The organism is Stenotrophomonas sp. YJH_SMC_40 (assembly GCF_059368615.1).
On sequence record NZ_JCAFRX010000006.1, the window covers coordinates 312997 to 335176 of the forward strand.

Annotated in this window: 22 protein-coding genes; 9 read left to right on the plus strand and 13 right to left on the minus strand. The window is 65.9% G+C overall.

The annotated features are described in order from the left end of the window. Positions 1-10: 10 nt before the first annotated feature. On the minus strand, positions 11-496 hold the full coding sequence (locus AC5P6X_RS13900; protein ID WP_005411782.1) for an Lrp/AsnC family transcriptional regulator: 486 nt from the start codon (positions 494-496) through the stop codon (positions 11-13). Between the two features lie 125 nt (positions 497-621). Here AC5P6X_RS13900 and phhA point away from each other — a divergent pair, with 125 nt between their 5' ends. Then, the gene (phhA, locus tag AC5P6X_RS13905) at positions 622-1515 is read left to right on the plus strand and encodes a phenylalanine 4-monooxygenase (protein WP_049450085.1); all 894 of its coding nucleotides are present in this window, start codon (positions 622-624) and stop codon (positions 1513-1515) included. 110 nt (positions 1516-1625) lie between these two features. On the opposite strand, the gene AC5P6X_RS13910 is transcribed toward phhA, so the two are convergent. Continuing rightward, on the minus strand, positions 1626-2681 hold the full coding sequence (locus AC5P6X_RS13910) for a LacI family DNA-binding transcriptional regulator (RefSeq protein ID WP_049450083.1): 1056 nt from the start codon (positions 2679-2681) through the stop codon (positions 1626-1628). 238 nt (positions 2682-2919) lie between these two features. On the opposite strand from AC5P6X_RS13910, the gene AC5P6X_RS13915 reads away from it, so the two are divergent. The 4 genes from AC5P6X_RS13915 (at position 2920) to AC5P6X_RS13930 (ending at position 5947) form a co-directional block, all read left to right on the plus strand. Beyond that, positions 2920-3510, plus strand: coding sequence for a cysteine dioxygenase family protein (locus AC5P6X_RS13915; RefSeq protein ID WP_005411799.1), 591 nt, complete (start codon positions 2920-2922; stop codon positions 3508-3510). A 113-nt stretch (positions 3511-3623) separates the two neighbouring features. Continuing rightward, complete coding sequence (gene eda / locus AC5P6X_RS13920) at positions 3624-4262, plus strand: bifunctional 4-hydroxy-2-oxoglutarate aldolase/2-dehydro-3-deoxy-phosphogluconate aldolase (protein ID WP_049450082.1); 639 nt, start codon at positions 3624-3626, stop codon at positions 4260-4262. Positions 4263-4358: 96 nt separating this feature from the next. Then, entirely contained in the window at positions 4359-5387 is a 1029-nt protein-coding gene (gene adhP / locus AC5P6X_RS13925) for an alcohol dehydrogenase AdhP (protein ID WP_043035289.1), read from the plus strand. A 167-nt stretch (positions 5388-5554) separates the two neighbouring features. Then, on the plus strand, positions 5555-5947 hold the full coding sequence (locus AC5P6X_RS13930; protein ID WP_005411776.1) for a hypothetical protein: 393 nt from the start codon (positions 5555-5557) through the stop codon (positions 5945-5947). Positions 5948-6018: 71 nt separating this feature from the next. Here AC5P6X_RS13930 and ligD read toward each other — a convergent pair whose 3' ends face one another. The 3 genes from ligD to AC5P6X_RS13945 form a co-directional block, all read right to left on the minus strand. Beyond that, positions 6019-8505 (minus strand): DNA ligase D, encoded by a 2487-nt coding sequence (ligD, locus tag AC5P6X_RS13935; protein ID WP_322533717.1) that lies wholly within the window; start codon positions 8503-8505, stop codon positions 6019-6021. A 3-nt stretch (positions 8506-8508) separates the two neighbouring features. Further along, complete coding sequence (ku, locus tag AC5P6X_RS13940) at positions 8509-9429, minus strand: non-homologous end joining protein Ku (RefSeq protein ID WP_005411774.1); 921 nt, start codon at positions 9427-9429, stop codon at positions 8509-8511. 164 nt (positions 9430-9593) lie between these two features. After that, positions 9594-9992, minus strand: coding sequence for a hypothetical protein (locus AC5P6X_RS13945; protein WP_012478657.1), 399 nt, complete (start codon positions 9990-9992; stop codon positions 9594-9596). 147 nt (positions 9993-10139) lie between these two features. Between AC5P6X_RS13945 and AC5P6X_RS13950 the strand changes: the two genes are divergently transcribed. Further along, complete coding sequence (locus AC5P6X_RS13950) at positions 10140-10478, plus strand: hypothetical protein (RefSeq protein WP_043035286.1); 339 nt, start codon at positions 10140-10142, stop codon at positions 10476-10478. Between the two features lie 79 nt (positions 10479-10557). Here AC5P6X_RS13950 and AC5P6X_RS13955 read toward each other — a convergent pair whose 3' ends face one another. After that, on the minus strand, positions 10558-12651 hold the full coding sequence (locus AC5P6X_RS13955) for a TonB-dependent receptor family protein (RefSeq protein ID WP_049450079.1): 2094 nt from the start codon (positions 12649-12651) through the stop codon (positions 10558-10560). 171 nt (positions 12652-12822) lie between these two features. Here AC5P6X_RS13955 and AC5P6X_RS13960 point away from each other — a divergent pair, with 171 nt between their 5' ends. From AC5P6X_RS13960 to AC5P6X_RS13970, 3 genes are all read left to right on the plus strand, one after another. Continuing rightward, positions 12823-14025: an amino acid aminotransferase gene (locus AC5P6X_RS13960; protein WP_049450078.1), complete on the plus strand. Its 1203-nt coding sequence runs from the start codon at positions 12823-12825 to the stop codon at positions 14023-14025. A 233-nt stretch (positions 14026-14258) separates the two neighbouring features. Then, a complete protein-coding gene (locus AC5P6X_RS13965) occupies positions 14259-15275 on the plus strand; it encodes a class 1 fructose-bisphosphatase (RefSeq protein ID WP_012478654.1) in 1017 nt (338 codons plus the stop codon). Between the two features lie 108 nt (positions 15276-15383). Next, the gene (locus tag AC5P6X_RS13970; protein WP_049450077.1) at positions 15384-16094 is read left to right on the plus strand and encodes a 2OG-Fe(II) oxygenase; all 711 of its coding nucleotides are present in this window, start codon (positions 15384-15386) and stop codon (positions 16092-16094) included. A 579-nt stretch (positions 16095-16673) separates the two neighbouring features. Here the strand turns inward: AC5P6X_RS13970 and AC5P6X_RS13975 are convergent. The 7 genes from AC5P6X_RS13975 to exbB all read right to left on the minus strand — a co-directional run bounded on the left by AC5P6X_RS13975 (position 16674) and on the right by exbB (position 22159). Beyond that, positions 16674-17765: a PA0069 family radical SAM protein gene (locus AC5P6X_RS13975; protein WP_088435812.1), complete on the minus strand. Its 1092-nt coding sequence runs from the start codon at positions 17763-17765 to the stop codon at positions 16674-16676. A gap of 101 nt (positions 17766-17866) precedes the next feature. Then, the gene (locus AC5P6X_RS13980) at positions 17867-18610 is read right to left on the minus strand and encodes a pyridoxine 5'-phosphate synthase (protein ID WP_329755814.1); all 744 of its coding nucleotides are present in this window, start codon (positions 18608-18610) and stop codon (positions 17867-17869) included. Positions 18611-18619: 9 nt separating this feature from the next. Then, positions 18620-18889 (minus strand): hypothetical protein, encoded by a 270-nt coding sequence (locus tag AC5P6X_RS13985; RefSeq protein ID WP_005411742.1) that lies wholly within the window; start codon positions 18887-18889, stop codon positions 18620-18622. Positions 18890-18929: 40 nt separating this feature from the next. Continuing rightward, positions 18930-20390, minus strand: coding sequence for a cardiolipin synthase (cls, locus tag AC5P6X_RS13990; RefSeq protein ID WP_329755813.1), 1461 nt, complete (start codon positions 20388-20390; stop codon positions 18930-18932). A gap of 102 nt (positions 20391-20492) precedes the next feature. After that, entirely contained in the window at positions 20493-20906 is a 414-nt protein-coding gene (locus tag AC5P6X_RS13995) for an ExbD/TolR family protein (RefSeq protein ID WP_005411740.1), read from the minus strand. Positions 20907-20909: 3 nt separating this feature from the next. Then, the gene (locus AC5P6X_RS14000; protein WP_005411739.1) at positions 20910-21335 is read right to left on the minus strand and encodes an ExbD/TolR family protein; all 426 of its coding nucleotides are present in this window, start codon (positions 21333-21335) and stop codon (positions 20910-20912) included. 62 nt (positions 21336-21397) lie between these two features. After that, positions 21398-22159, minus strand: a complete 762-nt coding sequence (exbB, locus tag AC5P6X_RS14005) for a TonB-system energizer ExbB (protein ID WP_005411738.1) — start codon at positions 22157-22159, stop codon at positions 21398-21400. Positions 22160-22180 lie beyond the last annotated feature (21 nt).

Here is a 22180-nt window from a genome sequence, read left to right on the forward strand (position 1 = left end):
CGGTGGCCGCTCAGGACTCCAGCTGCGAAAGCGGCAGTGCCTGGAAGCCCTTCACCGTGCGCAGCACGAAGCTGGAATTGGCATCGGCCACGCCACCGGCGTTGAGCAACCGGTCCAGCAGGAAGCGCGAGAAGTGCTCCAGGTCGCGCACGTAGACGTGCAGCAGGTAGTCCATGTCGCCGGTCAGCGCATGGCAGGCCACCACCTCGTCCCACGCTTGCACGCTGTCCACGAAGTGGCCGATGGCGGCCTGGTCGTGCTTTTCCAGCTGCACGCGCACGAAGGCCTGCAGGCCCAGCCGCAGCTGCCGCGGCTCCAGCCGCGCGCCATAGCCGACGATCACACCCTCGCTTTCCAGCCGCTGCAACCGCCGCAGGCAGGCCGAAGGCGAAAGATTCACCCGCGCCGCCAGTTCGGCGTTGGTGGCGCGCCCATCCCGCTGGATTTCAGCCAGCAGGCGTATATCCGTGCGATCAAACTGGACTTCTCCGGCCATTGTTGCCCCGCAACATGGTGAGTACGCAAGGATATTGCGCCAACAGGGCCAACGGGCGCAACTTTTGCAACCCTGTTGCGCGCGCTCTGCCCTAGCATCGTAGGCATCCCGTCAAGGAGTGCCCCATGGACCTCGCCCAGCCCCGCCGCGTCGAACACCAGCAGACCGACAAGGGCTACGTGCCGGTGTACACCACCGCGCTCGTCGAGCAGCCGTGGGACACCTATACCGCCGACGACCACGCCACCTGGAGCACGCTGTACCAGCGCCAGCGTGAGCTGCTGGTCGGCCGCGCCTGCCAGGAGTTCCTGGATGCACAGGACGAGATGGGCATGAGCGCGCACATGATTCCGCGCTTCGACCAGCTCAACGAAGTACTGGGCGCCGCCACCGGCTGGACCCTGGTCGGCGTTGAAGGCCTGCTGCCGGAACTGGATTTCTTCGACCACCTGGCCAATCGCCGTTTTCCGGTGACCTGGTGGATCCGTCGCCCGGACCAGATTGATTACATCGCAGAGCCGGACCTGTTCCACGATCTGTTCGGCCACGTGCCGCTGCTGATGAACCCGGTGTTCGCCGACTACATGGAGGCGTACGGCCGTGGCGGCGTCAAAGCCCATGCGATCGGCCCGGACGCGCTGCAGAACCTCACGCGCCTGTACTGGTACACGGTGGAATTCGGCCTGATCGACACGCCCGAGGGCCTGCGCATTTACGGCGCCGGCATCGTGTCGTCGAAGGGCGAGTCGCTGTACTCGCTGGAATCGGCCGCGCCCAACCGCATCGGCTTCGACCTGCAGCGGATCATGCGCACGAAGTACCGCATCGACACCTTCCAGAAGACCTACTTCGTCATCGACAGCTTCGAACAGCTGATGCAGGCGACGTCGCCGGACTTCACCCCGATCTACGCGGCACTGTCTGATCAGGCGCATCTGCCGGCAGGCGATGTGCAGGGCGATGACCGCGTGTTCCAGAAGGGCACCGGTGAAGGCTGGGCCGACGGCGGCGACGTGTAAGCACACGGCGTACAGCGCTTCGCATTGAAGGGAAAACGGCGCACCTGGATGCGCCGTTTTCGTTGTTGCCTGCCTGCGCCATTGCAGCGGCGCAGGCGAGGGCAGGGCACTCAGGCGTCCACGGCACGGCAGGAACCACGCACCATCAACTGCGGATGCACGCTGGCTGCGGTCGGCGCATCCGGCAGATCGGTCTGCACCAGCATCGCTGCGGCCATGCGGCCGATGTCGGACACGTGGCGGCGCACCGAGGTCAGCGGCGGCCACAGCCGCGAGGCCAGCGGGCTGTCGTCGTAGCTGACGATCGACAGCTGCTGTGGCACGGCAATACCCGCACGCAGCGCGACCTGGTAGACACCGGCCGCCATCTCGTCGTTGCCGGCGAAGATCGCACTGGGGCGTTGTCCGCCCAGCAGCAACCGTTCGGCGGCATGCACGCCGGATTCGAAGGTGTCGCCCGCTTCCAGCACGCGCTCGCCCGGCAAGGTCAGCCCCACCTGGGCCAACCGGTCAAGGAAGCCATGGGTACGCTCACGCGCCGCGCGCCGGTCACCCGGTCCGGCGATCACCGCGATGTCGCGGTGGCCGAGCGAGAGCAGGTAGCCCGCTGCTGCTGCCGCGCCATCGCGATCGTGGGTGACCACCGCCTGCACGTCTTCTTCCGACGCATGCGCGTTGATCCGCACGTAGCGGCAGTCGATGTCGTCCAGCATCTGCGCGAGTGCAACCGATTCGGATGCACGCGGGCCGAGGATCACCCCATGCAGCTTCTGCTGCTGCACGAAGCGGCGCACGCCCTGCGCGCACTCCGGGTCCTGGCTGTCGCAGGGATGCACCACCAGCTCATAGCCGGTGCCGCGCAGCGCTTCCAGCGCGCCGTGCTGCAGGTCGACAATGCATTGGGCGCCGGGGTCGTCGTACACCAGCCCGATCAGGAAGGAACGGCGGAACGCGAGTCCGCGCGCCAGGGGGTCGGGCACGTAACCGACCTCGCGCATCAACGCCTCGACCTTGTCGCGGGTGTCTTTGCGCACCAGCGGCGAGTTGTTGATGATTCTTGAAACCGTTTTCTTGGAAACTCCCGACAGTCGTGCGATGTCGTTGATCGTGGCAGCCTTGCCTTTCGATGCCGGCAACGCGGCATCGCTCATATTTCGCACTGACATGTATAGAACCAGGTAAGTCGGAGAATTCTAGCCTTGCGCCCGTTGGGCGCGAAGTTGCGGAATGTCGCAGCTGGAGCGGCACAGATCGCGTTCGACACGTTCCACCGCGTGAGGTTCCATTGTGATCGCTCTACTGCGTTTGCATCTGAACCGTTTTTCACGCGTGCTTGCCATGAATGCGGGTGCCACGCGCGCGAACACCAACATTCCCTTAACCATGCTCCGCTACAGTCGGGGCATGGACCTGCAGACTTCTCCGTTTCCGGCGTTCCGTGGCCGCGACCGGTTGATCGCCGCAGTCGACGCGGCGATGACCTCCGGTGACGCCGGGCGCATCACCGCCGACCTGCAGCTGGCGCTGCAGGAAGCCATCGCGGACAGCCGCATCGAGCTACCCGAATGCGTGCACCGTCCGGTCAGTGATCATTACGCGCGACGCCCGCTGTACCACAGCCAGGAACACGGCTACAGCGTGATTGCCATGAGCTGGGGCCCAGGGCAGGGCACGCCGCTGCACGACCACGATGCCATGTGGTGTGTGGAGGGCGTGTGGTTGGGGGAACTGGAGATCACCCGTTACGAGCTGCTGGAGTGCGCCGGCGAACGCTGGCGCTTCCGACGCCACGCCGCGCTGCGCGGCGGCTGCGGCAGCGCCGGCAGCCTCATTCCACCTCACGAATACCACACCCTGCGCAATGCCAGCGATGAAGCCCTGGCCATTTCGGTGCATGTATACGAAGCGCCGATGGAGCGTTCCGCGGTGTTCGACCCGCTTGGGGGTGACTGGTACCAGCGCCGCATCCAGGCACTGCAGGCCGACGCAGTCTGAATCCGCCGCAGGGCAGGGTACCAGCACCTTCGCAGCGCGCATGGCATCATGCGCCGCTGCGCTGCCGGACCCGGCGGCGATCCGCGATGCCCCATCGGGCAAGGAGCAAGACCATGTCCAGCGCTGATCCGCGCCTGCGCGCGCTGTTGAAGCTGGCACCGGTGATTCCGGTGTACACCCCCGAAGATGTGAATGAGGCGGTCGAAGTGGCCCAGGCGCTGTTCCGCGGCGGCCTGCCGGTGATCGAAGTGACGCTGCGCACGCCGCAGGCGCTGGATGCGATCAAGGCCATGGTCGAAGCCGTGCCCGATGCTGTCATCGGCGCCGGCACCGTGCTCAACGTCACGCAGATGCAGGCGGCGAAGCAGGCCGGCGCGCGCTTCGCGGTGTCGCCGGGTGCAACGCCGGCGCTGTATGCCGCCGCACGCGATGCCGACCTGCCGTACCTGCCCGGTGCCGCCACCGCCTCGGACCTGATCCTGGGCCTGGAGCAGGGCACGGACACCTTCAAATTCTTCCCGGCGGTGCAGGCCGGTGGCGCTGCGTTGCTGGCGGCCTGGCACGGCCCGTTTGCCGACGTGCGCTTCTGCCCGACCGGTGGCATCAGCGCGCAGACCGCGCCGCAGTTCCTGCACCTGCCCAACGTGCTGTGCGTGGGCGGCTCGTGGCTGACCACCCCGGCGCTGCTGCAGACCCGTGACTGGGACGCCATCGAACGACTGGCGCGCGAAGCATCGGTGCTGGCCAGCTGAACCTGCTGCACGGATCTTCAAAGGTTTGATCGTGATCAAAGCGCCGGCCTCGAGCCGGCGTCATTCTGTGGGCAAGCGCACTGCGGAGATCCGAACATGCAATCCACCATGAAGGCCGCCGTCGTGCGCGAGTTCGGCAAGCCGCTGGTCATCGAGGAAGTCTCGGTACCGCGCCCGGGGGCGGGCGAGGTGCTGGTCAGGATCGAGGCCTGTGGCGTCTGCCACACCGACCTGCACGCCGCCGAGGGCGACTGGCCGGTGAAACCGAACCCGCCATTCATCCCCGGCCACGAGGGCGTGGGGCACGTCGTGGCCGTGGGAGGCGGGGTAGGGCACGTCAAGGAAGGCGACAGGGTCGGCATCCCCTGGTTGTACTCGGCGTGTGGCCATTGCGAACACTGCCTGGGTGGCTGGGAAACGCTGTGCGAGACGCAGCGCAACACCGGTTACTCGGTCAACGGCGGCTTCGCCGAGTACGCACTGGCCGATGCCAACTATGTCGGCCTGCTTCCGAAGGAAGTGGGCTTCGTCGAGATCGCGCCGGTGTTGTGCGCCGGCGTGACCGTCTACAAGGGCCTGAAGGTGACCGACACCAAGCCCGGGGACTGGGTGGTGATTTCCGGCATCGGTGGCCTGGGCCACATGGCGGTGCAGTACGCCCGTGCGATGGGCCTGAATGTGGCTGCGGTGGACGTGGACGACAACAAGCTGGCATTGGCCCGGCAGCTCGGCGCGCAGATCACCGTGAACGCGCGTACCACCGATCCGGCCGCATTCCTGAAGAAGGAGATCGGCGGTGCGCACGGCGCTCTGGTCACCGCAGTGTCGCCCAAGGCGTTCGAACAGGCTCTGGGCATGGTCCGCCGCGGTGGCACCGTGTCGCTCAATGGCCTGCCGCCCGGCAACTTCCCGCTGGACATCTTCGGCATGGTGCTCAACGGCATCACCGTGCGCGGCTCGATCGTCGGCACCCGGCTGGATCTGCAGGAGTCACTGCAGTTCGCCGCCGAAGGCAAGGTCGCAGCCACGGTCAGCACCGACCGCCTGGAGAACATCAACGACGTGTTCGCGCGCATGCACGCGGGCACCATCGAAGGCCGCGTGGTGCTCGACTTCGCCGCCTGACTGCCTGTGCATGGCCGCCGCTGCTCCGTACCCCTCTCCCACGGGCACGGCGGCCATGCCGATCCATCGGTAGTGCCGGCCGCCGGCCGGCAAAACCCCAGTCGGTTCGGTAGTGCCGGCCGCTGGCCGGCAACGCGGGCACTCTGTGGCAGCCGTACAATACGCGCATGCCTGGCCTGCTCAAGACCCTGTTCCTGTCCATCGTCGCCCTGATCGGCGGCGTGCTGTCGCTTGCGCTGGTCAGCAGCGTCGCCGGCTGGCTGCCGCCGTTGCTGGGCCTGTCGCCGGACAGCAACAGCGTGCAGCTGGGGTGGGACCTGGCCTTCAGCGTACTCGGTGGCGTCGCCGGCATTTCCTTCGCCACCTATTACGCGCCGTGCTGGCCGCGTTCACATGGCTTCTCGATCTGGTCGCTGATCGCGCTGGGCTGTGGCTACGCGATGTGGACGGCGGGTGCGGACTTCCCGTTCTGGTTCGTCATTTCGCTGTTGGCATCGCTGCCGTTGCAGCTGCTGGTGGGCTGGTGGTTCGGCCGCCGCCCCTCGCGCGATCTGCGCTGAGCGCATGCAGGTAGTGCCGGCCGCAGGCCGGCAACTGCAGGATGGCCGAGGTTGCCGGCCAGCGGCCGGCACTACCGCTTCAGCGACGGCAGCCTCTGCTTCAACCGCGCGATGCCCTGCCATGGGTCACCCTTCAGCCGCTTGGCGCGCGCCAGCGCCTTGGCCATCGGAAACGCGTCGGCCGCGCTCACCCGGGCCAGTTCTTCCCAGCGCAGCGGCACCGCCACGCCGGCAGCATCGCGCGCGCGCAGCGACCACGAACACACGCTGGTGGCACCGCGTGTGTTGCGCAGCCAATCGATGAAGATCACGCCGCCGCGCTTGGCCTTGCTCATCGTCGCCACGTAGCGATCAGGCTGCTCCAGCGCCATTGCCTGCGCGAACGCCTCGCAGAACGCCTTGGCCTCGTCCCAGCCAGCCTTGGGCTGCAGCGGCACCACCACGTGCACGCCCTTGCCACCGGACAGCCGCACGAAGCTCTGCAGGCCCACCTCCTGCAGGCGGTCACGGACATCGCGCGCAGCGGCCTTCACCTGTGGCCAGCTCACCCCTTCGCCTGGGTCGAGATCGAACACCAGACGATCCGGGTGCTCGGGATCGGCCACGGTTGCGCCCCACGGATGCAGTTCCAGGGTGTTCATCTGCACCAGCTGCAGCAGGCCCCGCGCATCGTCGACGTAGACGTAATCCTCGCGGCCGCTCTTCTGCTGCAGGGGTACCGCATGTACCGCGTCCCCCAGGCCGGGGCCATGGTGCTTCTGGAAGAAGCAGGCCTTGCCCACGCCGTCCGGGCAGCGCAGCAGTGACAGCGGACGTCCGGCAATCTCGGGCAGAATCCAGCGCGCCATGCGCTGGTAGTAGTCGGCCACGTCACCCTTGCGCAGTTTCTGCCTTGGAAACACCACCCGCTCCGGATGAGTGATCTCGACCTCGCCTCCGGTTTCGGCATCTGCGGTGCTCATTCCCAGGTCCTCCTTCTGCTTGTCGCTGCGCAGTCGCTTGAAACTGGCCTGGCGCAGCAGGCCTTCCTTGCCCCAGCCACGGAAGGCCACCTCGGCAACCGCCACCGGCTTCACCCAGCGTACGCTGGCAGCGCGGAACGGCACATGCGCCGGCAGCTGCAGCACGGGCGTCTTCACCGCCAACGGCTGCAGTGCCTTGAGCAGCGCGCGCAGGCTTTGGTCGTCGAAACCGGTGCCAACGCGGCCCACATAGCGCAAGCCGCCCTTGTCCGGCGTCGCCAGCAGCAGCGAGCCGAACCCCACCCGTGAACCCTTGGGTGCCGTGTAGCCGACGATCAGGAACTCATCGGTGTCTTCGTGCTTCACCTTCACCCAGCTGCGCGCGCGGGTGTTCACGTACGGGGCATCCACCTGCTTGCTGACGATGCCTTCGAATCCGGCCTTGCCACTGGCATCGAACACCTGCGGGCCACGGTCGATCACGTGCTCGCTGAAGGCCAGGGTGCCAGGCGCGGGCCCAATGAGCTCTTTCAGGAGTGCTTTGCGCTCCAGCAACGGCGCACGACTGATATCCGCTCCAGCCATGCCCGGAAGATCGAACACGATGTAGCGCAGCGGTTGCTTCGAACTGCCGTCGATCACCCGCTGCAACGCTGCGAAGTCACTGCGTCCTTCCTTGTCCAGCACCACCAGTTCGCCGTCCAGGCGTGCATCGCGCACCGGCAGCGCCTGCACGGCCTGCACCACTTCGGGAAAATCATCGGTCCAATCCAGACCATTGCGGGAGCGCAGCTTGACCTCGCCATTGTGCAGATCCGCCAGCAGGCGATAGCCATCCCACTTGATCTCGTGAAGCCAGCGGTCGCCGTCCGGCGCACTGTCGCGATGATCGGTCAACTGCGGTTTGAATGCATGCGGGTAGGGTGCGTCACGTGCGCCGTGCAGTTGCAGCGCGCGTGCATGCCAGCGCACATCGGCCTTGCGTGTGGTCGTGCGTGCGACGGGTGCAGCTCGCGCCGTCTTGTCCGCGGAACGCTTCTTCGCCGCAGGTGTTCGTTTCGGCATCGGTGCCGTCAGCAGGTCATCCGCCTCCGCGTCGCGCGCTTCCCCGTCACCGCGCTTGATCAACAGCCACTGCACCTGGCGTCCTTTCATCGCGGTCCGCACCAGCTTCCAACCACCGGCCAGGCGTTGTCCATGCAGCACGAAGTCGATCCTGCCCGCCGCCAGTGCCTGCAGTGGATCGCCTTCACAGGCCCAGGTGCCGTGATCGAAGACTTCCACGTGGCCCGCACCATAGTGGCCTTCAGGAATGTCTCCCTCGAAACCGGCGTAGGAGAGCGGATGGTCTTCCACTTCCACGGCCAGCCGCTTTTCACCGACGCGCAGGGAAGGCCCCTTGGGCACCGCCCAGCTCTTCAGTACGCCGTCCATTTCCAGGCGGAAGTCATAGTGACGCGAGCTGGCATGGTGCAGCTGGATGACAAAGGTCGGCCGCCGCTTCGGGTCGCCCGGTGCGGGCGTGTCGTCGGGCTCCGTTGTCTGCCCGGCGCCACCGCCAAGCCGGCGTTTGCGCCGATACTGGTGCAACGACATGGCTCACCCCGCCTTGCGTCGGGGTGCGGTCTTCTTTGCAGCCTTCTTCGTTGTCTTCTTTGCGGCCTTCTTCACTGGCGACTTGGCGGCTGCTTTGCGCGTTGCGGCCTTCTTCGCTGGCGTTCGCTTGTTCGCATCCAGGCTCTTCTGCAGCAGCGCCATGAAGTCGACCACATTGGTACTGGCGTCCTCGCGCGGTGCCGGCTCATCGTCCACCCGCGTGGTGCCGCCCTTGGACTTGATGCGCTTGTTCAACACCTGCTGCAGGCGCTCGCGGAATTCATCGTGGTACTGCGACGGATCCCAATCGCCGGCCATCGACTCGATCAACTGCTCGGCCATCGCCGTTTCCTTGCTGGTGATGCGATAGTCGGACAGTTTGCCGGTGGGCAGCTTGTAGTCCTCGGGATCCACCAGTTCCTGCGGATAGCGCAGGATCATCAGCACCAGCGCGTCCTCATGCGGCATCACCGCACACAGGTATTCGCGCGTACGCACCACCACCCGCGCGATGCCCACCTTGCCGGTGCTGCGCAACGTTTCGCGCAGCAGCACGTAGCCCTTCTCGGCCTTCTTGCCGGGCACCAGCAGATACGGTTTCTCGTAATAGCGCGGGTCGATCTGCGCCGCATCCACGAATGATTCCACCTCCACCGCTTCGTGGCTTTCCGGCGCAGCCGAGCGGATATCACCTTCCTCCAGCACGACATAACTGCCCTTGTCGTACTCATAGGCTTTGACGATGTCCTTCCAGGGCACTTCCTCGCCAGTGTCGGCGTTGACCCGTTCGAAACGGATCGGCTTGCGGTCGCGGGAATCGAGCATGCGGAACTGCAGGTCGACCTTGCGTTCGCCGGACATCAGCGACACCGGCACGTTGAGCAGGCCAAACGACAGCGTGCCGGTCCAGATCGGGCGGGCCATGGGCGTACCTTTGGCGGGGCAGGGCATCCAGCTTCGGATGGGCGGTGTAAACCACCCGTGTCGATACCGTGCAGGTGGGTTCTACGCAGATGCGGTAGTGCCGGCCGCTGGCCGGCAGAGCTCGCGGCCTGAAGTTTCCTGGGGTTGCCGGCCAGCGGCCGGCACTACTGCAGCAACGGCCTCACCGCCGCCGCCGGAATATGGTCCAGCGCGCGCCAGGCGTCTTCCACCACCGGCCGCGCCTGCGACCAGCCCAAGCGTGACTGCCCGCGCATCTGTTCCCAGTGCTCGGCCAGTTCCTCGCAGGTATCGGCGGCATCACCGCGTGGCCAATCCGCAGCATGCGTGGTCAACGCGAAGGCATACACCGGGCACAGGTCGCGCCAGTTCCGGTGGCTCTGCCCGCGGCGCTCCTCGTAGTCGCTGAGCATGTACTGCAGGTAGTCCTGCGCCACCGCCTGGGGGTCTTCATGGCGACGCGTACGGCGCTGCGCGCTGCGCTGGCCGAGCGGATCGAGCAGGGCGTTGAACACGGACGGTGCGGGTCGTTCAAGACGGGGCATGGCCGGCTCCTGCAGCGGGGGCGGGTGGGCAGGAATACGCGCGGTGCCGTTACCGGGGGGTGAGCGAGATGTTCATGACGCCAGGTTCGCAACGGCTTTACCTGCGGGGCGGTGTAGTGGAATCCCCCCAAGGGCAGGTACCAGACCATGAGCCGAGAGACCTCGCGAGACCCGCTGCGGGTGAACCACCCGCCCATTCCCGGCGAGCAGCGCGGCAAGCGCGATGCCGACAACGCCGACTACCGCGGCACCGGCGCGCCGTTCTTCGATGCCGAGCACGACCACCTGCCGGTGAAGCACGAGGCTGAACAGGCGGCCCAGGACCGCAAGGATGGCGGCGACCGCCATCGCGGTGGCCAGGAGAGCCCGCTCAAGCGCCGTGAACGCAAGCAGCGCGCGAGCGACAACCAGGACGAGGCGCTGGAGGAGACCTTCCCGGCGAGCGACCCGACCTCGCCGTTCGTGCCAGCCAAGGCCCCCGACTGACCGGTAGTGCCGGCCGCTGGCCGGCAACCTCCTGACGTCGTGCACGGCGCGGTGCCGGCCAGCGGCCGGCACTACCAACTCAGCGCCACGACCATTGCAGGCCGACGTTGGCTCGCCGTCCCGGTCCCGGCTCGTAGAAGCGACCATTGCCGTCATTGACGATCACCGAGCCGATGTAGGCTTGGTCCAGCACGTTCTCCAGCCGGGCGAAGGCGCGCAGCTCGCCGCCCGGCAGCGTCCATCGACGGCCGGCTTCCAGGTGCAGCAGGGCGTAGCCCGGCGCGCGCTCGGTGGCCAGGTCGTTGACCACGGTATCGCTGCTGGCCGTTGCCTCCAGCGCCCACTGCCAATCGGCAGGGCTCCACTGCAGCCGCGCGAAGGCCTGCTGGCGCGGCACGCCGGGCAGACGGCTGCCTGCAGCGACCAGGGTGTTCGAGGTCAGGTACGGCGAGCGCACCTGCGCCTGCAGCCAGGTCCACGCCAGCTGCAGTTCCAGGTGCTCGGCCAGCGGCTGTCGGTACTGCAGTTCCACACCCTGGCGACGGGTTCGGCCGATGTTGCGATAGGTGCTGCGCCCACCAGAGTTGCTGGCAACTGCCAGCTCATCGTCGGTATCTGCACGGAACAGGCTGATATCAAGCTGGGTTCCGTCCTGCTCACGCCATTTGCTGCCTACCTCCAGATTGCGGCTGCGCGCAGCGGCCAGATCCAGCGCCAGCCCGGCCAGGCCATCGGCGCGATACCCCAGCTCGTTGAAGGTTGGGGTCTCGAAACCCCGGCCCACGGCGGCGTGCAGCCGCCACTGCGGGTTGGCTTCGAAGCTGATCCCGGCCACCGGCGTGGTCGCCTGGTAGCGGCGGTGGCCACTGTCGTCGGGGTTGGCGCCGACGATGTAGCGGTCATTCGATTCGAATCGCACGGCGCTGTGGCGGAGCCCGGCCAGCAACGACCAGCGCGGGCTCCAATGCCACCAGGCCTGGGCGAACTGGTCCACGTTCTGCACCGTGTCGATCTGGTCGCGGCGCAGGCGCCCGCGCACGCCGAGGGCGCTGCCGATGAAGTTCTCGTAGCCGGTGCGATGCTGGCGCTGGCGGTCGGCGCTGAGCCCGGCTACCAGGTCCAGCGGTCGCCCGGCCAGATCACCGTGCCAGCCCCAGCGCGCGTCCAGCCCGCCATAGCCGCCCTGCAGATCGATCACGCCGCCGGCATGCAGCGGGCTGTTGGTCTGGGGTGCCGGCGGAATCGGCAGGTACTGGCGTACCGCGCGCTGGCCGGCATAGCCCATCAATTGCCAGCGCTGCGCTCCCGTTTCACGGGTCCAGCGCAGGCCGGCCTGCTGCTGGCGCACGGTTTTGCGGGTGTTGTACTGGTGCGCGACTGCCGTGGCCTGGCGCGGATCAGCCGCCACCTGGGCACGGGTCAGGCCCAGCGGATCCTGCGCATCGGGGGCGTCAAGCGCATTGAGCAGCAGCTCCAGCCGCCCACCGCCCAGATCACCACCGATGCGTGCGTTGAGCGATTCACGGCGCGCGCGGCTATGGTCCCGCCAGCCATCGGTGCGGAAGTGATTGGCGGCGATGTTGTAGTCCAGCACTTGACCGGCACCCTTCAGCTGCGCACCGACACTGAGCGTGTTGTCGGCGCCGGCATTCACGCGCAACCGCCACGGGTCGCCGGCCTGGCCCTGCGCGCTCCAGACCTGCAGCACGCCGCCGGAGGAATTGCCGTACAACGCCGAGAACGGCCCGCGCAGCACCTCGATGCGCTCGGCGCCCAACAGGCTGGCATGCGACAGCTGGCCCTGGCCATCGGGCATGGTCGCGGGCACCCCGTCGATCAACACCCGCACCCCGCGCACCCCGAAGGTCGAGCGCGCGCCGAAGCCACGGATCGACAGCTGCGTGTCCTGGGCAAAGTTCTGCCGGTCACGTGCCAGCAGTCCGGGGACCCCGGCCAAGGCCTCAGACAGCTGCGCGCCGGTGCCCGCGCGGCTGGCGTCGATCCAGACCGTGTCCTGGCTGGCCGGCAGCGCGAACGGATCGATGCCCGGCACCCGGGCGGCCTGTACCTGCACCGCAGGCAGGGCGGTGGGCGCAGGCTCGGCCACCGCCGCCCAGGGCGACAGCAGCAGGGCGGACAGCGGCAGGCAATGGCGTCGTGCGGCGGGATTCATGATTCAGGTTGATGGATCGGGCGGCAACGCACGCCATGGTACGGGGCCGCGGATGACGATGGCGGCGGCCAGCCCCTGCAGGCTTTGTTACGATGGGCTGTTTCCGGCTGAAAAGCCGCAGACCGCGTAGCGCACTTCCTCCCCCTTTCCGTCTACCGAACGAGTACCGCCGTGTCCTTCTTTGCAAACGTGGAACTGGTCCCAGGCGACCCGATCCTGGGCCTGACCGAGGCGTACAACGCCGACAGCCGCCCGACCAAGGTCAACCTGGGTGTGGGCATCTACTACGACGAGAGCGGCCGCATTCCGCTGCTGCGCGCCGTCAAGCAGATCGAGCAGCAGCTCGCCGCTGAAGCCAAACCGCGCGGCTACCTGCCGATCGATGGCCTGCCGGCGTACACGCAGGCCACGCGCGAGTTGGTGTTCGGCAAGGATTCGCCGCTGCTGGCCGCCGGCCGCGTCACTACCGCACAGACCGTCGGCGGCAGCGGTGCGCTGCGCGTCGGCGCCGACGTGCTGAAGAAGCTGCTGCCGCACGCCACCGTTGCGCTGAGCAACCCGAGCTGGGAAAACCACCGTGCGGTGTTCAGCGCCGCCGGTTTCGACGTGCTGGATTACACCTACTTCGACCCGGCCACCCATGGCGTCGATTTCAACGGCATGCTGGCCGACCTGGGCAAGCTGGAAGCCGGCACCGTGGTACTGCTGCATGCCTGCTGCCACAACCCCACCGGTGCCGACCTCACGGTCACCCAGTGGAAGCAGGTCGCGCAGCTGCTGAAGGAAAAGCAGCTGTTCCCCTTCATCGACATGGCCTACCAGGGCTTCGACAAGGGCATCGAGCAGGACGGCGCCGCCGTGCGCATCATCGCCGAAGCCGGCATCGACAGCTTCATCGTCGCCAACTCGTACTCCAAGTCGTTCTCGCTGTACGGCGAGCGCGTGGGTGCGCTGTCGATGGTGGCACCGACCGCCGCTGACGCCAAGGCGGTGCAGTCGCAGGTCAAGCGCGTGATCCGCACCATCTACTCCAGCCCGTCCACCCACGGTGCCGCGCTGGTGGCCGGCGTGCTGACCAACCCGGAACTGCGTGCGATGTGGGAGCAGGAGCTGACCGAGATGCGCGAGCGCATCCACGCCCTGCGCCAAGGCCTGGTCGAGAAGCTGGCCGCTGCCGGCGCGCCGCAGTTCGGTTTCATCAACGAACAGGCCGGCATGTTCTCCTACTCCGGCCTGAGCCGCGAGCAGGTCGAGCGTCTGCGCGACGAGTTCGGCATCTACGCCGTCGGCACCGGCCGCATCTGCGTGGCCGCGTTGAACCAGAACAACCTGGAATACGTCGCCAAGGCCGTGGCCACCGTCGCCAAGGGCTGAAACAACGCTCCAGTAGCTTGAAGACAAAGGCGCCGAAAGGCGCCTTTGTTTTTTTGCTTTTGCTCTTGCCTTTGCCATCCCCACCGCGCTCGCGGCGAACCCTGAAGCGCGTGGGAGGGGGAGGCGCCACGAGTGCAACGCATCTGGAAACGATTACGCCTTCCCGCGCTCACGCACGGCCCCGCCATACGGGCGACAATAGGCGTTTTCCCGCTGCCGAGACCTGCCCGCTCATGTCCCGTACTTCGTTGACCCGCTTCCTGATCCAGGAACAGCACGCCGGCCGCATCAACGCCGACCTGCGCCAGCTGATCGCGGTCGTCGCCCGCGCCTGCACCAGCATCTCCATCGCCGTCAGCAAGGGCGCCCTCGGTGGCGTGCTGGGCGATGCCGGTACCGGTAACGTGCAGGGCGAGGCGCAGAAGAAGCTGGACGTCATCAGCAACGAGATCCTGCTTGAAGCGAACGCCTGGGGTGGCCACCTCGCCGCGTGCGCCTCGGAGGAAATGGACCACAGCCAGCCGGTGCCGGACATCTACCCGCGCGGTGATTTCCTGCTGCTGTTCGATCCCCTCGACGGCAGCTCCAACATCGACGTCAACGTCTCCGTCGGCACCATCTTCTCGGTGCTGCGCTGCCCGACCAATGTCGAACTGCCGGGCGACGACGCCTTCCTGCAGCCGGGCAGCAAGCAGATCGCCGCCGGCTACTGCATCTACGGGCCCAGCACCCAGCTGGTGCTGACCGTCGGCCATGGCACCCACGCCTTCACCCTGGACCGTGAGAAGGGCGAGTTCGTGCTGACCACCGAGAACATGCAGATTCCGGCGGCTACCCAGGAGTTCGCCATCAACATGTCCAACCAGCGCCACTGGGAAGCACCGATGCAGGCCTATGTCGGCGATCTGCTGGCGGGCAAGGAAGGCACGCGCGGCAAGAACTTCAACATGCGCTGGATCGCCAGCATGGTCGCCGACGTGCACCGCATCCTGACCCGCGGCGGCATCTTCATCTACCCGTGGGACAAGAAGGATCCGTCCAAGGCCGGCAAGCTGCGCCTGATGTACGAGGCCAACCCGATGGGCCTGCTGGTCGAACAGGCCGGCGGCGCCGCCTGGACCGGCCGCGAGCGCATCCTCGACATCCAGCCCGACCAGCTGCACCAGCGCGTGCCGGTGTTCCTGGGTTCGCGCGAGGAAGTGGCCGAAGCCGTGCGCTACCACCACGCACACGACAACGCACAGGGCTGACGGCCTATCGCCTGACAGCGGTCATGGCAGAACGATGACATGACCGTGGGGTGACACCGAGGGCGGCAAACGGCACCATCAAGCCGTTGCCGCCTAAGGAATGCACGCATGCACGAGCAGGGCCCGGTCGATTTCATCGAGGTCATCCACAACGCGGTCCCCAGCGAGGTCTGCGCGGCGATCGTCGAGCGCATGCGGGCGGCGCGTGGCCTGCAGCCCGGTGCCGTGGGCAGTGGCGTGTTCCCGGAACTCAAGCACAGCAAGGATCTGCGCATCAGCGGCCTTGATGGCTGGCAGGATGTGGACCATCAGCTGCAGCACGCGGTGTTCAACGGCCTGCTGACTTATCTACGCCGTTATCCACAGGCGTTGATCGCCCCGCTGATGTTGCAGATCCAGGACAGCAACGGCCAACCGCGACGCCTGTCTGCCGAGGACTTTCCTGACATGCCGCAGCAGCAGCTGGCCGACCTGGCCCGCACCTGCCTGCGCCCGGGCGCCATCAACCTGCAGTGGTATGCGGCGGGCGAGGGCGGTTATCCGTACTGGCACTGCGAGCTGTACCCCAAGGATGCGCAGGCCGAGACCCTGCACCGGCACGTGCTGTGGACGCTGTACCTCAACGACGAATTCGAAGAGGGCGAAACCGAGTTCCTGTTCCAGGGGCGGAAGATCGCACCACGCACCGGCAGCCTGCTGATTGCGCCGACGGCGTTTACGCATACCCATCGTGGCAACAGGCCGCAGGGTGGGGACAAGTTCATCGCGACGAGTTGGATTCTGTTCCAGAGCGCGCAGAAGTTGTTTGGGGGAGGGTGAGAGGCCCTTGAGGTATGCGCGTTCCTACATGAAAAAAATCGCGTTCTCACCTCAGTCGACGTGACCCTCTAAACTGAGAATTGGAAATCTCATATGTCCCTGAGGAATTCCATGCTCGTTGAACGTCCTATTAGAATATCTAGATCTAAGCCATGAATTCAGCTCGTCCGCATGAAGGACGTGCTTCAACTCATACACAAAAGACCCATTGCGTTCCCTCCATTCCCGTGAATGGACCTGTAGTGTTGGATCGCAAAAGAAGGATCTGTGTTCGAGATCGCAGATCAACCACGCATGTGGAACTCGCTCACCTCGATCTGCAAGTAAGAATCCAAGCGCATATCTTATGCGTTTGATGTCACCCATCGCTCTTGAAAAATCGTTCTCACATTCAGAGAGAATCGTCGCAACTCCGCTATTTGAATAGCACTGTCGCTTTTCTATCGGGTAAATGTCGCTCAATGCCCAAAGAAATGTATCGCCAACTCTGGTTGAAAGCACGCCCTTACCTACTCTGCCAAGCAAGTCGGTAATATTAGCTCTTCCAACGACATGCTTTGTAACCGCGCCGAAAGCACCTTAGAACAACGACCTCTGCGGCGATTCTTTGCGCGGCGGCAACGGCTTCACGAACCGGCTGCAATCCAGCTTCGGCCAATGGCTGTTCTGCGCGTTGAAGCCGAGACGCTTTCGCGCCAGCTTGAAGCGGTTGTTCAACAGATCGGCATACACGCCCTGGCCACGCATGCGGGTGCCGAACTGGCTGTCGTAATCCTTGCCGCCGCGCAGCTGCTGGATGGTGCTCATCACGTGCGCAGCGCGATCGGGATGATGGGTGTCCAACCAATCGCGGAACAGCGGGGCCACTTCCAGCGGCAGGCGCAGCAGCACGTAGCCTGCGGTGCTGGCGCCAGCATCGTGCGCGGCCTCCAGCACGGCTTCCAGTTCGCTGTCGTTGATCCACGGGATCACCGGCGCCACCATCACACCCACCGGAATGCCCGCTGCATGCAGGCGCTTCATCGCACGCAGCCGTGCATGCGGCGCCGACGCGCGTGGCTCCAGCTTTGCGGAGAGATGCGGGTCCAGCGAGGTCACCGAGAAATGCACGCTGACCAGGTTCTCCGCCGCCAGCGGTGCGAGCAGATCGATGTCACGCTCGACCAGTGCGTTCTTGGTGATCAGCGAGAACGGATGCTTGGTTTCCAGCATCACTTCGATCAGCTGGCGGGTGAGCTTGAACTTGCGTTCGATCGGCTGGTACGCATCGGTGTTGATGCCCAGCGCGATCGGTTGCGGAACGTAACCCGGCTTCGACAACTCCTTGCGCAGCAGCTGCGGCGCATTGGTCTTGGCGAACAGCTTGGTCTCGAAGTCCAGGCCTGGCGACAGGTTCAGATAGGCGTGCGAGGGGCGCGCGAAGCAGTAGGAGCAGCCATGCTCACAACCGCGGTACGGATTCACCGATTGGCTGAAGCCGACGTCCGGTGAGGTGTTGCGGCTGATGATGCTGCGTGCGGTCTCGGCACGTACTTCAGTGCGCAGACGTGGGGCGAGGAATTCCTCGCTCTCATCGACTGCCCAGCCGTCGTCCACCGCCTCGCTGACGGTGCTTTCAAAGCGCCCGGCAAGGTGGGACGTGGAACCTCGGCCCTTGATCGCGATACCCATTGCGGCAGGTTACGCCGCAGCCGTCTCAATGGCTGCGACGGCTGCCTGAAGGGTTCAGCGCGGTGCTGCGTCGAGCATGGCTCAACGCTACAGGGGAGCGGTCAGAGCAACGCCAGGTACCCGCGCACCGTGGCGTCCAGGCCATCGTACAGCGCCTCACCGATCAGCGCGTGACCGATCGACACCTCCAGCACGTCCGGCACGTGGGCCAGGAAATCGCGCAGGTTGTCCTGTGACAGGTCGTGCCCGGCGTTGACGCCCAGGCCCACCGCCTGCGCCCGCCGCGCCGCAGTGGCGAACAGTTCCAGCATCGCCGCAGCGTCTCCGGCCGCGTGTGCTTCGGCGTAGGGGCCGGTATACAGCTCGACACGATCTGCACCAACATCGGCCGCCTGCTCCAGCAGTGGGTTGCCAGCATCGACGAACAGGCTGACCCGGCAGCCCATCGCCTTCAGTTCGGCGATCAGTGGTCGCAGCCGCTCGGCATCCCGCTCGAAGTCGAAGCCATGGTCGGAGGTGATCTGTCCATCGCCATCCGGCACCAGCGTCGCCTGCGCCGGGCGGGTCTGCGCGCACAGCGGCAGCAGGCCTGGGTAGCCCTCGCGCGGCGGTGCGAACGGGTTGCCTTCGATGTTGAATTCCACGCCACGCGCGCCGGTCAGCGTGGACAGCGCCAGCACGTCCTCGGCGGTGATATGGCGGCGGTCCGGCCGCGGGTGCACGGTGATGCCATGTGCACCGGCATCCAGGCAGGCCTGGGCGGCGCGCACCACGTCCGGTTCGGCGCCGCCGCGCGAATTGCGCAGGACGGCGATCTTGTTGACGTTGACGCTGAGCTGGGTCATGGAACGGAACTACTTGGAAAGAGGGGACGGATCGTGGTCGTTGGCGTCGACATTGCGGCGGGCCTGGGCCTGCTCGCGCAGGCGGCGCAGCTCCTCGGCATCGACAAGGGTGGCAGGGTCCCGCTGAAGGTCGCCGAAGCGGGCTACATAGCGACCGCGCACCCAGGCCAGCAGGAAGGCGAGGGCGGCCAGCAGGCACAGGGTCATCAATGCGGCGCTGGGGGTCTTCAAGGCGAAGGCGAAACAGCCCAGCGCCAGCAGCAGGTACAACCAGTACATAGTCGGGCTCCCCGGATGATCGCCGCAGTGTAGCGCTGCGTCAGAGCAGCGGCGAGGCCAGCCGGGCGAAAGCCTCGGGCAGGCGGTGCAGCCACAGCGAACGGCCGGCCTGGTCGTGCACGCGGGTGGCGCGGTCGAACTCTCCCTGCAGCAGCCCGGCCAGAGCGGCGACACGGTCACGGTCGTTGATCATCATCGACAGCTCGAAGTTCAGGCGGAAGCTGCGGTGGTCGAAGTTGGCGCTGCCGACGATGCAGACATCGTCGTCGGCGATGAAAGCCTTGGTATGCAGCATGCGCGGGCCGTACTCGTAGATCTTCACCCCGGCGTGCAGCAGTTCGTCGAAATAGGAGCGCGCGGCCTGGGTGACAAACCAGGAGTCGCTCATCTTCGGCACCAGCAGGCGCACGTCCAGTCCACCCAGTGCCGCCGAAGTCAGCGCCATCCGCGCCGCTTCGCCCGGCACGAAGTAGGGCGTTACCAGCCACACGCGCTCGTGTGCTTCCTGGATGGCCGCCACGTGCAGGCGGTGGATCGTTTCCCAGCCCGAGTCCGGGCCGGAGACCAGCACCTGGGCGTTGATCGCACCATCGCCGCGCAGCGGCATGTCGGCCGGCCACAGACGGGCAATGTCCATGCGCGAGGGATCCTGGCCACTGGCATAGAGCCAGTCCTCGGCGAACACCAGCTGCAGGCTGCGCACGACGTGGCCGCGGATGCGCATGTGCAGGTCGCGGTAGGCGTTCGGCTTGCGGCTCTCGTCTTCATCGTCGGTGATATTGATGCCACCGGTGAAGGCCAGCCGGCCATCGACGATCACCAGCTTGCGGTGCGTACGCAGGTTCAACCACGGCCGCTTGAACGGCTTCAGCAGCTGCCGCGGATGGAACCAGACCGCCTCGCCACCGGCATCGATCAGCGGCTGCAGGAAGCGGCGAGGCAGGGCGGAAGAACCCACTGCATCCAGCAGCAGGCGCACCTGCACGCCGGCACGGGCGCGCTCGACCAGGGCGTCGCGCAGGGCGGTGCCGGCATGGTCCGGATTGAAGATGTAGTACTCCAGGTGCACGTGATCGCGAGCCTGCGCCACCGCTTCCAACAGAGCGGCGTAGGTAGCGGCACCATCCACCAGCCAGGTCACCTCGGTCGCGCTGCTCGGCGCCAGGCCCGTGGTGGCCTGCGCGATCTTGGCCAGCTCGGTGCAGTCGGCATCCGGTGGGCAGACATCGCTGTAGTGCTCCATGCCCGAACGTGCGCGTCCGCGGCGCAGCCGTTGCCGCTTCACCTTCTGCGGGCCCAGCAGGTAGTAGATGAACAAGCCGAGGTAGGGCAGCAGCGCCAACGACAGGATCCAGCTCAGCGTGGCGACCGGCTCACGCTTCTGCAGCATGATCCAGCCCGCCAGCGCGAACAGATACAGCAGGTAGGCCACCGCCAGGATCGAGCCAAGGTGGGCGATGCCGTCGAGCCAATGACGCAGGGAGTCGAAGAGGGCGAGCATCCGCCGATCATAGCGGTCCAGGCCGGCAGGCATAAAAAAAAACGCCCCTGTCTCCAGGGGCGTCTGCAGTCGCGTCATGACTGTTGTGTTGCGGTGTAGCTATTACTGCTGCACAAAACCGATCTTCTTCATCTGAGCATTCTTCGCGGCGGCCAGAACCTTGGCCATCACGTCGTACTCGGAATCCGGGCTGGCGTCGATGCGCAGTTCCGGCTGGTTGGTCGGGTCACGCTGGACCTCCTGCTCCATCCGCTGCTGCAGCTCGCTGGTATTGATCGGGCTGTTGTTCCACGAGACCTGGTTGCTGGCGTCGATCTTCAGTTCGATCGGCGGCGGCGGTTCGACCAGCTGCGGCGGTGGGTTGAGCACGCGCTGCGGCAGGTCGACGGCGATCGGGTACGTCATGATCGGCGCGGTCACGATGAAGATGATCAGCAGAACCAGCATCACGTCCACGAGGGGCGTGACGTTGATGTCTGCCATGGGGCCCTTGCCACCACCACTACTGAATGCCATGGCTTATTGCCCCTTTTCTTTGGTCGCGACGAAGCCGACGTCCAGCATGCCCTGCTCCTGCGCGACCTTGGTCAGGTCGTTGATGACGCGCATCTTGGTGGTGCGGTCACCACGCAGGTTCAGCGGCGGCTGCGGGGTCTGCTGGGCGGCGGTCGCCAAGCGCGACTCGAGAGTCTGCTTGTTGATTTCTTCGTCGTTCCAGTAGATCGAGCCGTCTTCCTTGACTGCCAGGGTGATCGGTCCGGAACGCTTTTCAGCGTCTTCCGGCTTCTGGATCAGGTTGGCTTCCGGCAGATCCACCTTGACCTTGTGGGACATCAGGGGCGCCGTGATGATGAAGATGATCAGCAGCACCAGCATCACGTCCACGAGGGGCGTAACGTTGATGTCGGCCATGGGGCCGCCGCTGTTACCACTACTGAAAGCCATAACGGGCTCCGTCTAGATCTTGGTGACTACTTACGTTCGTCGCTGGGTGAAGCGCGCCGCAATTAGCGGACGCGCGAGCCGGTGGCGAAGAAGTCGTGCAGGTCGTGCGCGAAGGTATCGAACTTGCTGATGGTCGCGCTGTTGATCTTGCTGAAGAAGTTGAAGGCGAACACGGCCGGGATCGCGACGAACAGACCGATCGCGGTCATGATCAGCGCTTCACCCACCGGGCCTGCAACGGCGTCGATCGAAGCGGAGCCGGTGGCACCGATCTTGATCAGGGCGCCGTAGATGCCCCACACGGTACCCAGCAGACCGACGAACGGAGCGGTCGCGCCGACGGTGGCCAGCAGGGTCATGCCCGACTGCAGCTTGTTGCTTTCGCGGGTGACGGCCTGACGCAGGGCGCGGTCGACGAACTCCGAACGGCTCAGGTTCTCACCCACGCCGCCGGTAGCGCCGCCTTCAGCGCGCTGGTGGTGCGCAGCAGCCTGGGCGGCGTCCAGAGCGATCTTCGAGAACGGCTCCGAAGCCGGCTGCTCTTCCATGGCACGGATGGCGTCCTGCGCGTTCGGGGTATCCCAGAACAGGCTGACGACGCGATCAGCAGCGCTCTTCAGGCGGGTCGCACGGAAGATGTTGATGACGGTCCAGTACCAGGACATGGCCGACATGGCGATCAGGGTCAGCAGCACGACCCAGGAAACCGCGAAATCACCCGGCTTGGTGGTCATTTCGTGGATCAGGTGCTCGAAGCCCATCTGCGACAGGGCGTTGGACGGATTGCCCCCGGCAGCAGCGGCGATGAAAATTTCCTGCAGCATGACGCTTACCTTTGTTGTGTG